Here is a 13,799-nt window from a genome sequence, read left to right on the forward strand (position 1 = left end):
TTACGGAGCAAATCAAAGTTTTGCTATATGTTGCAGGATACTACGAGCGACTACACGCCCAAGCATCACTGGTACAGCATTGCCGATCAATTTGCCTACAGTTTTCATATGAACTGTCTTATTAGGCGGAACGAATGCGTAACCTTCTGGGAAAGTTTGCAGGAGAGCGGCTTCTCGCAGCGAAATGGCGCGATCTTGTTCAGGATGACCAAACCGCCCATTACCGAACCCGTAGCACTGAGTCGTGATTGTTGGTGCAGGCTCATCCCAAGACATTCTGCCATAAACGCTCGGATAAGTTTTGCCGCTCTTTTTGATGTGACATTTTGTCCGAAGCTCTTCATCCCAATCTCTCCATGTCCCTCCAGGTTTAGAAGCTTTAATTCGTTGGAGGTTTTTCTCAGTTAACAGGCTGGCGCGATGAAGCAGATCGGTTTTTGACGCTTCTCCAGCAGCTATTCTTTCGAGATTTTCGATAGCCTGTCTGACTGTCATGAAATTTTCTTCGCTATGCGTTGGGCATTGAAGCTTTATCTCGCCATATTGCGAAGCAAACATCACAAGTCGTTTTCTGTTTTGCGGAATACCATAATAGCGACAGTCAACGATAGAATACGTAACGTGATAATCAAGCTTTCTCAGTGCATTTATAAAGTCAATAAAAACCTCGTGATTCTCTAGTTTAGGGACGTTTTCCATCGTGATCATCTCAGGGTGCAATTCCTCCGCCAATCGAGCGAACTGGTAAAGTAGCATCCATCTTCGATCTTCTTCATCTCTATGACCTTGCGAGTAAGTCGAGAACGGCTGACAGGGTGCACATCCAGCAAGCAGTTTCACCTCCCCGTCTAAAAAATACGATCTGAGATGTTCAGCAGTAACATTACTGATATCTTCTGATAAAAAAGTGCTGTCGTTATTATGCTCGAAGGGATATTTGCAAGCTGGATCAATATCTATACCAGCACGAACTTTGATCCCTTCTAGGGTGAACCCATGTGTCAAGCCTCCTACGCCACAAAATAGATCAACTGCTGATACAGGTCTGCTCATAGATTTACCATAGAATATTCCTCTTGAATTGAACTTCTGAGGCTAGTTAAGCTTAATGGAAAAAAGGTGTTTCGTCACGACTCAATTTACGCCGCCACACACAGTATTATCCATCTTGTTTGGTAGGCGGTCGTGGTTGCGTCGCCTGATAATTCGAGTTTTGATCTCTATCATCCATTCAATTATGGTCGTCATAAGTTGTTGTGATAACGCAACCTTCTTTCTGTAAATTTGCTCCTCACAAAGAACAGCCTCAGGTTTTTGGCAGATAGTATGGTGTGTTTTGCCAGTCTTCATCAATCTCCATCAACACTGCGGTCGTCAACCGCTACTTCAATACGTCAGATCATGACAATCCTATCGCTGGTCAGTCGGAAGATTTTTGAGTCATGGTTTTACTTTACATCATGAAATAAATTTAATCAGCGGTTCAGTACATAACGGAAGTGGCTAAAATTGCTTGCACGAAAAGACATTTTAAAAACTCGTGATTGCGTTTTTCCGCCATTGATTCACGTTGTTTTATAGTAGAACCAATTTTCAATACAGAAAAATGGGGGCGTGCTCAGTGGGGTCTTTTCGTTTCGCTATCCTTAGTAGTCGAAGTGAACTTCAGCCGGGGATAGTTCAATACCTGATGTAGTCGCTGATGATTGTAGAACTCTAAGTATCGGTCTGATCCGTTTTGTGCCGCTTATATGAGCGGGCAGTGGCGTTGACCTATTGAATCCTGTTTAATAAAGCCGTTGAACAATTGATGCCATTTTATTATCTTCAAGCGCCGCCGCTTTTCGGGCAAGCGCATTTGCGCCGCCGAGTTCTTCAATAGTTTGTTCGAGAAAATTATCCTGCAAATGGCGATAGGCATGGATGCGCCCGTCGGAATTGAAAATTGCAAACAGCAATGCGCCGCGCGCTTTCGTATAGGCGATGCCGACAAGCGTGCTCACCCCTCTATCGTAAGTAAACAGGGTTCCGGTTTTGGCGAGGATTGCGCCGCGCCAATCATCATCTGCAAACCGCCCGCCAAGGGTTCCCTGATCAACGCCGGCGACCGGCAAAAGCTGTTCAGGTTTTAAGGAATGATGATTTAACAACTCGACTAAAGCCCGTAAGATTTTCAACGACGCCCGCGGCGTCAGGCGATTGAATTCCAACCCTGAAGGTCGCCCGACATAAACTTCCGCCTCCTGCAATTGCAAATTCTCAATTAAATATTTCTGTATCGCTTCCGCGCCGCCTAACTGTTCACCGATGACTTCAGCAATCGCATTGCTGCTGTGGGCATTTTGATAAAGCAGGAGGTTGGTCAAAATGTCGGAATAATGCGCCAGCAACGGCGCGCCGGATTTTTCTCCGAAACTTGTACCGCCGTCGATTTTGAGTCCAGCGCGCCGAAAAGCTTCATACAACTTTATTTTTGAGGTTTCGCGTGAGAGGTTGGATTTATAACCGCGTGCAAAAAAGTAAAAAGTTCCGGCGATTCTCAGCTTTCCAGTGACCTGTGAGATGCCGAGTTTGAAGAGTTCGGCGGCGACCTGCTCGGCATCAAAATGCGAAAACATGGGGTCTAAATTGCCTTCGACAACCAAATCGCCTGAGAGTTTATGCGCCGTTTTATCGATGTTGCCGTCGGCATAAAAATTGGTGCGAAAGCGATAGGACGGCGATAATTTTTCAAGGGCGACAAGCGACGTGGCAAGCTTCATCACCGATGCCGGGTTAAACGCATTGTCAGCATTCAGTTCGGCGAGCGTGTGTTTACCATCAAGGGTTTCAATCAGTACGCCCTGGTCTTCGAGTCTCTGCCAGCGCGACAGAATCGTCTTTTTATAATTATCAAGCGCCAGCAACGGCGGCATTTCATTTTTTACCGATTCAGGCGCAGGGGTTGCCGAAAGCAAAGTTGCCTTTTCAGGCGTGGGCGGCGGTTCGGTTGAAACTCCCTGTGAGCGCGCGGTGCAGGAAATCATCAGCAGACTTGCAATAAGAATCAACGCCAAACCGTTGAAGGTCGAATTTGTTTGAAAGGTGTGGAGAAAAAATTTTGGGAGATAACCAGAAAACTTCATGGACTTTCTGCTGCTTTGTTGGGATGCGTGAGGAGCCTGACTTAATTTTATTAAAATAAAAGGCAGTAGCGCGAATCAATTTTATCTCAAATTTCGGACTATTGCCTTTTATCTGAATCGGGCAAAACCGGTTGATCATCAATATTCAAACCGCAGTTGAAGAGCGGGCTTTAATTGCGAAGCTCGCAAAATGGCAGCCTGTGACCCGCTCTCAACGCCAGCGAAATATTGAATATGCGGCTGCTAATATCTAGCCAATTCCAAAGCTTTTTTATAAATGTCTTCGACTTCCGGCAATACTGCGCGTTCGAGAATCGGTGAAAAGGGAACCGGACAATCCTTTCCGGCTACGCGCATCACCGGCGCATCGAGACTATCGAAACACGCTTCAGCGATTTTTGCGGCAATCTCACCGCCGAACCCGGCAAACAGTTGCGCTTCGTGAACCACCAAAGCTCTTGAGGTCTTGCGCACCGATTTGAAAATGGTTTCGGTATCGAGCGGCACAACGGTGCGGATGTCTATGACTTCGACGCTCAGACCTTCTTTCTCTTTCAATTGATCGGCAGCGCGAATGCTCCAATGCACAGGGGTTCCGTAAGCGATAATCGACAGGTCTGTGCCCTCGCGATGAAGGCGCGCTTTGCCAAACGGGATTTCGTATTCATCGCCCGGATGCGGCGCTTTGGCGAACATCTGGTTGTACAAATATTTCGGTTCGAGGAAAAACGTAAATCCACGACTGCGCATACAGTGGCGCAGGAGTCCCACCGCATCATCTGCAAACGATGGCGTGACCACGCGAATGCCCGGAAGCGCCGCGAAAAACGGTTCGAGATTCTGCGAATGATAAAGCCCGCCGTGAATGTAACCGCCTGATGAAAGTCGCGCCACAATGTTCGGCGTCCATTGTCCATTCGAGCGATAGTAATCGTGCGATGTGTCAACCACCTGTTCCATTGCGGGCCACAAATAATCGGCGAATTGCGCGGCTTCGATGACTACCCAAATGTCTTCGCGGTAACGTGAAAAACCATTAGCTGTGCCGACGATATAATTTTCGGCAATCGGCGCATTGAAAACTCGCGAAGGTCCGAATTCCTGTTGCATCCCTTTGGTGACGTTGAACACCCCGCCTTTATCTTTCGAGGCAACATCCTGTCCCCACAAAAAAGTGTTGGGGTTGCGGCGAAATTCTGCTTTCAGAGTTTCATTGATGGCTTCGCGCAAGGTAATCATCGCGCCGCCTTCGTGTGGAACCGTCGCCGCCGGCGTGACTTTCGCTTCTTCAGGGAAGACATAAAGCGTCGCCGTTTTCGGGTCGGGGTCGGGCGCGGCTTCTCCGCGTTCCGAAGCGTCCTGCACAATGCGGCGATTTTCATCTTCGATGGCGTTGAGTTTATCAAGCGATGCGCCTTCAAGATTGAGCAAATGCAAACGCAATCTCTCATAAGGGTCGTAGGTGCGACACTCGGTCAGTTCGGCTTCGCTGCGGTAGAGTTCGTGGCGGTCTGAATTGGAATGAGCGTGCAAACGTTCGCAGTAAGCATGCAACAAAACCGGCCCATTGCCTGCGTGAATCAGGTCGGTGGCGCGGCGCATGGCTTTGGTTGAATCAAACGGATTGGTGCCATCGCAATTGATAATCGTCAGTCCTTTAATGCCACGATAATTTTCCGACACTGTATGATTGGCGGATTGTTCGCTCACCGGAACCGAGATGCCGTAACCGTTATTTTGCACCACAAAGATGACCGGCAGATTTTCACGCGATGCGCCGTTGAGAGCTTCAAAGACATAACCCTCTGAGGTTGAGGATTCGCCCTGACTGCTGTAGACGATGGCGTCGGCGTCGTAATATTTCACGGCGCGACCAAGCCCTGCGGCGTGTTGTGCGTGATTGCCGGTAGCCGATGAAACGTTCCAGATGCCAATGGAAATTTTTGCAAAGTGATTGCTCATATGCCGCCCGCCCGAAGCGACATCACCGGCTTTCATGAGTCCGTTTAAAATAATTTCATAAGGGGTGATGCCTGCGGCAAGGCAGGTCAACATATCTCTGTAATAGGGAAATAGAAAATCTTTATTGGGGCGAAAAGCTAAACCGAGCGCCAACTGAATGCCATCGTGTCCGGCGTGTGAAGCGTGATATGACCAGCCCTTTGCCTGTCTGAGATAGATGCGGGCTTTTTCATCCAACATTCTGCCAAGTGAGATGAGGCGAAACCATTCCAATTGTTCTTCGATATCGACGAGACCGGGCGTGTCAGCGAGGGGTTTATAGGGTATTTGCGCCATTACATTTGCTGTCATTATGACTACTCTCCTTTGTTCGATTCCTGGGCTTATGCCAAACCAAAATCATAACGCTCGTATACGAACAAAGCCAACGCTTACAGACTCAGTCTGAAACACGAAAAGGGTTTGTGCGTATCGAGGCAGGGGCAATGCATAAGTTTGCGTTGTTTGGTTTTTGCAAGAAGTGACGTTTTTCTTTGTTTCCTTCCCGTACAAAGGGAGAAGATAGCAGAAAAAGTTGATTTCAACAAACGCGATTAGCGAACTTGATGAACTCATTAGCCGACCTTATTTTCTTGTAAGGCGCGAGGCATTTATACTGTTAATCAAGCGAAAATCAAGAGGGGAAAAAGACGTTATTTTAAAGACAATTTAAAGAGAGCATGATTATGGCTGAAAACGATTGGAACCCTGCACTCTATCAACAAAAACATGCCTTCGTTTATGAATTCGGGCGCGAGGTGTTGAATTTATTGGATGCCCAAGCGAATGAACGCATACTCGATGTCGGTTGCGGCACAGGACAATTGACCAAAGCGATTGCCGAAACGGGCGCGACGGTGATTGGCATTGATAAATCCGCAGAGATGATTGTCACTGCGAAAAACAATTATCCCGAAATCGAATTTCTGGTCGCCGATGCTACCGATTTTAGTTTCAATGAACCTTTCGATGCCATCTTTTCCAACGCCGCTTTGCACTGGGTGAAGCGCGCCGAAGACGCCGTCACCTGCATTGCCAGGGCACTGAAACCGAAAGGCAGACTGGTCGCGGAATTCGGCGGGCGCGGCAATGCCGCAAATGTCGCGGAGGCGATTCGCGACACGGTTAAAGAAATGGTGAACGTCGAAGTCAATCACGACTGGTATTTTCCTTCGATTGGCGAATACGCAATGCTTCTCGAAAATCATGATTTCAATGTCACCTACGCTTTGTGGTTTGAACGCCAAACGCCGCTCGAAGGCGAAGACGGTTTGCGCAATTGGATTAACATGTTTTGCGGCAAGATGCTCGATGCCTTGCCGGAAAATCTCCTTGATGATGCCTTAGCCAAAATCGAAGCGCGTGTGAAACCGAAGAACTTCATTGACGGGGTGTGGTTTGTTGATTATCGTCGTTTGCGAATTGTCGCGTCCAAAAAATAGGAGAGTATGATAATTAAAGAATTGCTTGATAAGAACCTCACCTGGTCTGACCGCATCAGTGAACGTGACCCGGATTTTTTTCAAGCGCTTTCCAAACAACAATCGCCGGATTATCTCTGGATAGGGTGTTCCGACAGCCGCGTTCCGGCTACGCAACTGGTCGGGTTAAATCCCGGCGAACTCTTTGTTCATCGTAACGTCGCCAACCTGGTGATTCATACAGACCTCAATTGTCTCTCGGTTTTGCAATACGCGGTTGACGTTCTGGAAGTTAAACATATCATCGTCGTCGGGCATTACGGTTGTGGGGGCGTGCAGGCGGCATTGCTCAATCAAAAGTTCGGCTTGATTGATAACTGGTTGCGCCACGTTCACGACATTATAGAAAAGCATGAAGCGCTTTTGATGCGCCTGCCGGATGAAGAGGCGCGACTGGCAAAACTATGTGAATTGAATGTCATTGAACAGGCATTCAATGTATGTCAGACCACGGTTATACAATCGGCATGGGAACGCGGACAACGATTTGAAGTTCACGGATTGATTTACGGGTTACACGACGGATTGCTGCGCGATTTGAGCGTTCACATTGCCAGTCAAGAAGAGATGAGGCGGGTTTATCGTCTGGCAGTTGCCGCGCTTTCCTGAGCGTCGCTTTTTTGTAGTCACTACCTGTTATCAAAAATTTTAAAATGGCAGCGTTGATGTAGACTTCCCTCTATGCAATTTGTCCTTTTTTATCTGGCGTTGATAACCGCAATCCTTTGGTTGATTTTTTTGGTCGAACTGGCAATCGGCAATCGCTCAATCGTTTTCCTCAAAGATATAAACCCGCTTGCCGCGCCGACACCGCCGAAAGTTTCCGTCATCATTCCCGCCTGCAACGAAGCGCGCAATATCCGCGAAGCCCTGCAATCGGTTTTGCATCAAGATTACCCGAACATCGAATTTATCGTTATCAATGACCGCTCGATTGACCACACAGGAGAAATTCTCAACGAAATGGCAAGAAGTGATTCGCGTCTCCACGTCGTTCATCTCAGAGAATTGCCGCGCGGGTGGCTGGGAAAAAATCACGCGCTTTATGCAGGCGCGCGGCAGGCGACCGGTGACATTCTGCTTTTCACCGACGCCGATATTGTCATGCAACCAACGACGGTCGCGCGCGCCGTGAGCTATTTGCAAGCGCAAAAACTCGACAATGTGACGGTGTTGATGGAAGTCCGAATGCAGGGCTTCTGGTTGAATATTTTCACCCTGGCATTCAGCGTTTTCTTTTCGGTTTATTCGAGATTCTGGCGGGCGAAAAATCCGCGCAGCGCGGCGCACATCGGCATCGGCGGATTCAACATGGTTTATGCCAGTGTCTATCGCAAAATCGGTGGACACCAACCGATTGCCATGCGACCCGATGACGATATGAAACTCGGCAAATTGATTAAACAATCGGGACACCGGCAGGAATTGCTTTTGGGTAAAGGGATGCTCAGCGTCGAATGGTATGCGTCAGTGAGAGAGTTGGTTCGCGGGTTGGAGAAGAATGCGTTTTCAGGGGTGAATTACAGTTTGTGGTTGCTGGGTTTTTCAACCCTTGCGGTTTTGTTGTTTAATGTCTTTCCTTTTGTCGCGGTCTTTTTAACCAGCGGCGCAACGCGAATTGTCAATCTGGCGGCGATGATTATGATTTTATCGGTGTGTCTGGCAAGCGCCGGTTTGCAAAATCGCCCGCGCTGGCAAGCCTTCTGTTTCCCGCTCGCAACTTTACTTTTTCTTTACATCATGTGGCGTTCGGCATTGTTGGCGGTGATGCGCGGCGGGGTTGATTGGCGCGGCACACACTATTCACTCGCGGAATTGAAAGCCAATAAAATTTAGGCTAAGGTGGTCAACAAAGCCGAAAAGTAACCTTGTTGAGAAAGCGGTCTCTGACTGCGAAACGATTTGGAGCGATGTCATGAATAAATTGAGCGATGCCGAGTTTCAGCAAAAATCGGAAGCGACGATTAGCCAACTGGAAAAAGTTTTCAGTAATTTAGCCGATACGCGCGACATCGATGTCGAAGTGACCGGAGGCGTCCTGTCCATCACTTTTGAAGAGGGCGAACCGGGAAAATTTATCATTAGCCCCAATTCGCCAGCCGGACAAATCTGGGTTTCGGCGCGGGTTTCAAGTTTTAAATTCAACTGGTCGGATGAACGAAATGATTTTGTGTTAAGCGATACCGGCGAAGCGATTCAAGCGGTGATGCAACGACTCACGAGAGAACAGTTGGGCGATGAGAGCGTTGAATTAAAATAGTTTTGCGAGACTGGCAAATCCGGCGAGGTTTGCCAGTCTGAAACATCCGCCTTGCCAATCAAAAAGGATTGTCTTAAAGAATCATTGAATTGTTTTTGTTTATGAAAAAAACTGAAAAGGCGCAGATCAACCGTCTGCTTAAATCCGTCGCCCAGGAAAGCGATTTAGCGGCTCGCATCGAAAAACTCTCCGCGTCATTTTTAGGACGACCTTATGTTGCGAATTCGCTCGTCGGAAGTTTTGAAAAACCCGAACAACTGGTGACGCGACTCGATGGCTTTGATTGCGTGACGTTTATTGAAACGGTTCTGGCTTTGGCGCTTTCAACAAACGCTGATGAATTTCAAACCCATCTCATTGGCATCCGTTATCAAAACGGCGAAGTGAGCTGGGCGAAGCGCAATCACTACATGGCAGACTGGTGGCGCATCAATGAACGCGCAGGCTTGGTTAAAAATCTGACCAAAGGCAAAGACACGGTTACAAAAACTCGTGAGTTGAATATTATTGCGGGCTTGCCAACAGCGCGCGCAAGTTTCCGGGTTTTCCCCAAACGTCATTTATCGCATGTGAAAAACCTAATAAAGACAGGCGATTTTGTGGCTTTCGGTTCAGCGAAAAAAAATCTCGATGTTTTTCATACCGGCATTTTGATTGCTGAAGGCGAAACTATTTTGCTGCGCCATGCCTCGCGCGCCGCAAAAAAAGTGATTGACCAGAACTTGAACGAATTCCTCAAACCAAACCGCATGTCGGGATTGATAATACTCAGACCGGTTATTAAATAATCATCAAATTTATGTCACAACTTACCATTGCACTCATCAATGAAGACAGTGAACAACAATCGGCATTGATTGATTCGTTCGCGGAAAACCCCGCGGTTGTTGAAACCTTGTTACTGCAAGGCAAAGAGCAAAGCTATTCAACCGCGAAACTCAAAACCCGCAAATTATCCGTCAACTCGCTACTGAGTGGCGTTGGAATGACGCAGGTTTTACAGGAGACCAAAACCGAATACCTGTTGCTGGTGTTGCCGGGGCAAGCGGTCGAGATGGGCTTTCGCGCCATCGAAAGATTTTTGCAAACCGCCGAAGACAGCAACGCCGCCTGGGTCTATTGCGATTTTCGCGACTTAAATGACGGACAGTTGAGCGACCATCCGCTCATTGACTATCAACTCGGCAGCCTGCGCGATACTTTCGATTTCGGCTCGGTGGCGCTGATTTCCAAACGCGCTGCCGATGCCGCTTTGAAACGTTACGGCGCGCTTGATGAAAAATTGCAATGGGGTGGGTTGTATGACCTCAGATTAAAACTTTCGATTGACCATCAATTGTTGCGAATCCCCGAACCGCTTTACACGCGGGTGCCGACCGATAAACGATTGACGGGTGAAAAACAATTTGATTACGTTGACCCGCGACAACGCGATTATCAAATTGAAATGGAAGCGGTCGCCACCGCTCACCTCAAACGCATCGGCGCTTATCTTGAGCCGCATTTTCAAACCGTGAAAAAGGGAGAATCCGAGTTTGCGGTTCGCGCCAGCGTCATTATCCCTGTGCGCAATCGTGAGCGCACGATAAAAGATGCAGTGGAAAGCGCCCTTTCGCAAGTTGGCGATTTCGCTTTCAATGTCATCGTTGTCGATAATCATTCGACCGATAAAACCACGGAAATACTTGGTGAACTTGCAACCGAACATGCCAATCTGATTCACCTCAAACCTGAACGCCCAGATTTAGGTATCGGCGGTTGCTGGAATACAGCCGTCTTTTCTGAACATTGCGGCGAAATAGCCGCCCAACTCGATTCCGACGATCTTTATGCCGATGAGCAGACGCTTGCGAAAATCGTCGCGAAATTCACGGAAGGCAACTATGCGATGGTCATCGGTTCATACACGATTGTGAATTTCGATTTGCAGGAGTTGCCGCCGGGACTCATTGACCACAAAGAATGGACGCGGGAAAACGGGCGCAACAATGCGCTTCGCATCAACGGACTCGGCGCGCCGCGCGCCTTTTGGACGCCGCTGCTGCGCCGGTTCGGATTGCCAAATACCAGTTATGGCGAAGACTATGCAACGGCATTGAGGATTTCCAGGCATTATGAAATCGGGCGCATCTACGAGTCGATTTATTATGCGCGACGTTGGGAAGGGAATTCGGATGCCGCTTTGCCGCTTGCCACAGCGAATCGTTACGACGCTTATAAAGATTATTTGCGAACCATCGAAATACGGGCGCGCATGGAGATGAATCGTACCAAAATCTGATGGATTGCTGTTGAATGCGGTCGGGTCTTAACTTCTCGTCAGAACCTTATCAGCTTACCTTTGTGGAATGTGAGAGTTTATCTTAGGATGAGGCGGAAGAAACAGATTGGGCGGATAAGCTAAATGAATCCGCCCAATTCGAGAAGCGCATTTTCACTTTTGAGAAAGGGAAATTGACTTCAAGGGTTACTGCCTGAGTCCGTAAATTTCATTAAGGTCGCCTCCGCATTAAACAAAACCTGTCGCCAAATTTGTATAAACTTGAGAAACTCAATCTATGCCGTGGGCACTCAGAATGACATTGATGCTGACTCTCGTGGGGTCGGTTTTACATTTCTATGTTTGGCGTAAAATCGCCAATTCAACTGCTGAATTAAGCGGTTGGCAAAAAAAGCGTGTGGGGTGGATGGTGGCGCTCGTTGCCCTCTGGTGCATTGCCTATCCGGTGCTGGGGGCAATCGGTTATTCGTTCAAATTCACCAATCTTCTGGGATTGATTCAAAGACCGGGCGGCTGGACGAATATCCTGTTGATTTATCCTTTCTGGCTGGGATTGATTTTCGCTGCGCAACTGGCAATGGGATTTTTGCTTATTGATTTTGCCGACCTGTTCCTTTCGCGTATCGATTCCTACCGAAAGTCCTGGATGAAGTATCGTGTGTGGTTGGCGCTTGGACTAAGCTGTATAGTGATCGTTTATGTTGTCGTTCGAGTGTATCGCGATACCTGGACGGTTCGCACACGCGAGCGCATCGTCGAAATTGCCAATCTGCCTGCCGAGTTAGAAAATTTCCGCATCATTCACATTGCCGATTTGCAAGCAGCCAATGAAACCAATGGCTCGAAATTACAAAACTATGTCGATGTGGTAAATCGCCTCAAAGGCGATGTGATTTTCTTTAGCGGCGACGTGGTGACATCTGGAACCGAGTTTGTTGAAGCGGGGGCGCAGGCAATGGGAAAAATGACCGCAACGCATGGTATTTATGCGGTCGTTGGCGATCATGATTTGTTTGGCGACAAAGCCCTCGTCAAAAGAAAATTGCAGGAAAACGGCATCAACGTTTTGGATAACCTCGCGGCAATTATTCCGGTTCAGGCTTCGGCGCTTTCGATAACCGGCGTAACCAATGCCTATCGCGAGCGACCGTCGCAGGCGACGCTTGCGACCATCGAATCGCAACGGCTCAAAGGTGCAGTCAATATTTTTCTCATTCACCAACCGTCACCCGACCTGGTCGATTTCGCAAAGTCGAAAGGCTATGACCTGTTCCTTGCAGGACATACGCACGGCGGGCAAATTGTTTTTCCTCTGCCGGGTTTTTTGCTCACCGGCTCATCATTTGAAACGCCGTATGTGACGGGCTTTTACCAGGTCGATAAAATGCTGGTGAGCGTCAATAACGGATTGGGGCTGACGCTTGCGCCGATTCGCTATCACGCCCCTGCGGAAGTGACATTAATTCGACTCAAACGAGCGAACGATTCGCAAAATTAATCGGAGGAGATTTTAGAGGTGAACTGGCATGCGCGGATGCTCAATGCGGATGAATTAAAACCCTATCAAAAAAGTCAAAGCGAATACGGTTTTCGTGACGATGTGGTGGCATTGATTGAACACCAGAAAGAAAACTGGTCGGCGCTCGGCGAAGGGTACGCGGCGCTTTCGCAAATTGAAACCCGCCGTATCGAAAGTGACGGCTCAAGCGTTGTCGTGCAGCACAATCCCCGTCGGGTTCGCAGCACTGCCGCCGCCGTTGATCGAGCCTCAATCGAAGCCCGCAAATGTTTTTTGTGCGCCGACCATTTGCCCGCAGAAGAGAAGGGCATTGCATACGATGAAAATCTCGTCATCCTCTGCAACCCTTTCCCGGTGCTCGATAACCATCTGGTCATTACCCATAAAAATCATGTCGAGCAAAAAATTGACGGGCACATCGAGGATTTGCTGGCGCTCGCCTTTGATTTAGGTGAAGCGTTTTTTGTGTTATACAACGGAGCCGAATGCGGCGCGTCGGCGCCAGACCACTTTCACCTGCAAGCCTGTTCGCGCAAGCTGTTGCCAATTGATGAAGTGTTGAAAAACACAGAGCCATCGGCGGATATTGACTGCGATGTCTGTGAAGATTTGGCGCGGCGCGATTTTGAATTGTTCACACTTGGCGATTTCGGGCGCAGCGCCATTGTCTTTCGCGCCGCTTCGCGCATTGAAATTACCAACTGGGCTTATCAAGTCATTCAGGCATTAGCCGCAGCCACCGGCAAACCTGAGCCGATGATGAATCTCATTGCCTATTTCGAGCGCGGCATTTTTACCTTGATTTTATTTCCGCGCGCCCGCCATCGCCCCGCCTGTTTTTACGGTGAAGGTGAAGCGCGAATGATGATTAGTCCGGGCGCTGTGGATATGGCTGGAATTCTGGTGATGCCCGAACAGGCGCATTATGAAAAGATTGATGCCGGGCAAATCGAAGCGATTTTTAAGGAAGTCAGTTTGCCGATTGAACAGGTAGAAGAAATTCTCGAACCGCTTTGTGCCATTCAAACTCCGGTTGGGTTTTGATTGGTTCGAGCAGGTTGCGAATGCGGGTTTAGCGTAACCGTTACGGCGCGGTCAAAGACCGCTTGCTTAACCTCGGTAATGGGTGGTC

The 13,799-nt window shown here is 48.5% G+C and carries 11 protein-coding genes; 8 read left to right on the forward strand and 3 right to left on the reverse strand.

The window, feature by feature from the left end; translation table 11 throughout:
* Positions 1-12 precede the first annotated feature (12 nt).
* The 3 genes from AB1757_17625 to AB1757_17635 form a co-directional block, all read right to left on the reverse strand.
* Positions 13-1,053: a DNA cytosine methyltransferase gene (locus AB1757_17625; GenBank protein MEW6128862.1), complete on the reverse strand. Its 1,041-nt coding sequence runs from the start codon at positions 1,051-1,053 to the stop codon at positions 13-15.
* Between the two features lie 734 nt (positions 1,054-1,787).
* Positions 1,788-3,026, reverse strand: a complete 1,239-nt coding sequence (locus tag AB1757_17630; protein ID MEW6128863.1) for a D-alanyl-D-alanine carboxypeptidase — start codon at positions 3,024-3,026, stop codon at positions 1,788-1,790.
* Positions 3,027-3,368: 342 nt separating this feature from the next.
* Positions 3,369-5,438 (reverse strand): thiamine pyrophosphate-dependent enzyme, encoded by a 2,070-nt coding sequence (locus AB1757_17635; GenBank protein MEW6128864.1) that lies wholly within the window; start codon positions 5,436-5,438, stop codon positions 3,369-3,371.
* Between the two features lie 374 nt (positions 5,439-5,812).
* Between AB1757_17635 and AB1757_17640 the strand changes: the two genes are divergently transcribed.
* The 8 genes from AB1757_17640 (at position 5,813) to AB1757_17675 (ending at position 13,711) form a co-directional block, all read left to right on the forward strand.
* Positions 5,813-6,568 (forward strand): methyltransferase domain-containing protein, encoded by a 756-nt coding sequence (locus tag AB1757_17640; protein ID MEW6128865.1) that lies wholly within the window; start codon positions 5,813-5,815, stop codon positions 6,566-6,568.
* Positions 6,569-6,574: 6 nt separating this feature from the next.
* The gene (gene can / locus AB1757_17645; protein MEW6128866.1) at positions 6,575-7,216 is read left to right on the forward strand and encodes a carbonate dehydratase; all 642 of its coding nucleotides are present in this window, start codon (positions 6,575-6,577) and stop codon (positions 7,214-7,216) included.
* 72 nt (positions 7,217-7,288) lie between these two features.
* A complete protein-coding gene (locus tag AB1757_17650; GenBank protein ID MEW6128867.1) occupies positions 7,289-8,443 on the forward strand; it encodes a glycosyltransferase family 2 protein in 1,155 nt (384 codons plus the stop codon).
* Between the two features lie 79 nt (positions 8,444-8,522).
* A complete protein-coding gene (gene cyaY, locus AB1757_17655) occupies positions 8,523-8,867 on the forward strand; it encodes an iron donor protein CyaY (protein ID MEW6128868.1) in 345 nt (114 codons plus the stop codon).
* Positions 8,868-8,968: 101 nt separating this feature from the next.
* Positions 8,969-9,655, forward strand: a complete 687-nt coding sequence (locus AB1757_17660) for an N-acetylmuramoyl-L-alanine amidase-like domain-containing protein (GenBank protein MEW6128869.1) — start codon at positions 8,969-8,971, stop codon at positions 9,653-9,655.
* Positions 9,656-9,666: 11 nt separating this feature from the next.
* Positions 9,667-11,148, forward strand: a complete 1,482-nt coding sequence (locus AB1757_17665) for a glycosyltransferase family 2 protein (GenBank protein MEW6128870.1) — start codon at positions 9,667-9,669, stop codon at positions 11,146-11,148.
* Between the two features lie 277 nt (positions 11,149-11,425).
* Positions 11,426-12,646: a metallophosphoesterase gene (locus AB1757_17670; protein MEW6128871.1), complete on the forward strand. Its 1,221-nt coding sequence runs from the start codon at positions 11,426-11,428 to the stop codon at positions 12,644-12,646.
* 18 nt (positions 12,647-12,664) lie between these two features.
* Positions 12,665-13,711 (forward strand): DUF4922 domain-containing protein, encoded by a 1,047-nt coding sequence (locus AB1757_17675; protein MEW6128872.1) that lies wholly within the window; start codon positions 12,665-12,667, stop codon positions 13,709-13,711.
* Positions 13,712-13,799 lie beyond the last annotated feature (88 nt).

The organism is Acidobacteriota bacterium (assembly GCA_040754075.1).
Classification (GTDB): domain Bacteria; phylum Acidobacteriota; class Blastocatellia; order UBA7656; family UBA7656; genus JBFMDH01.

Bases quoted from the DNA above. Each gene is read 5' to 3' on its own strand.
- AB1757_17650 (MEW6128867.1), top strand. From the start codon at position 7,289: ATGCAATTTGTCCTTTTTTATCTGGCGTTGATAACCGCAATCCTTTGG.
- AB1757_17635 (MEW6128864.1), bottom strand. From the start codon at position 5,438: ATGACAGCAAATGTAATGGCGCAAATACCCTATAAACCCCTCGCTGAC.
- cyaY (MEW6128868.1), top strand. From the start codon at position 8,523: ATGAATAAATTGAGCGATGCCGAGTTTCAGCAAAAATCGGAAGCGACG.
- can (MEW6128866.1), top strand. From the start codon at position 6,575: ATGATAATTAAAGAATTGCTTGATAAGAACCTCACCTGGTCTGACCGC.
- AB1757_17665 (MEW6128870.1), top strand. From the start codon at position 9,667: ATGTCACAACTTACCATTGCACTCATCAATGAAGACAGTGAACAACAA.
- AB1757_17640 (MEW6128865.1), top strand. From the start codon at position 5,813: ATGGCTGAAAACGATTGGAACCCTGCACTCTATCAACAAAAACATGCC.
- AB1757_17670 (MEW6128871.1), top strand. From the start codon at position 11,426: ATGCCGTGGGCACTCAGAATGACATTGATGCTGACTCTCGTGGGGTCG.
- AB1757_17660 (MEW6128869.1), top strand. From the start codon at position 8,969: ATGAAAAAAACTGAAAAGGCGCAGATCAACCGTCTGCTTAAATCCGTC.
- AB1757_17625 (MEW6128862.1), bottom strand. From the start codon at position 1,053: ATGAGCAGACCTGTATCAGCAGTTGATCTATTTTGTGGCGTAGGAGGC.
- AB1757_17630 (MEW6128863.1), bottom strand. From the start codon at position 3,026: ATGATTTCCTGCACCGCGCGCTCACAGGGAGTTTCAACCGAACCGCCG.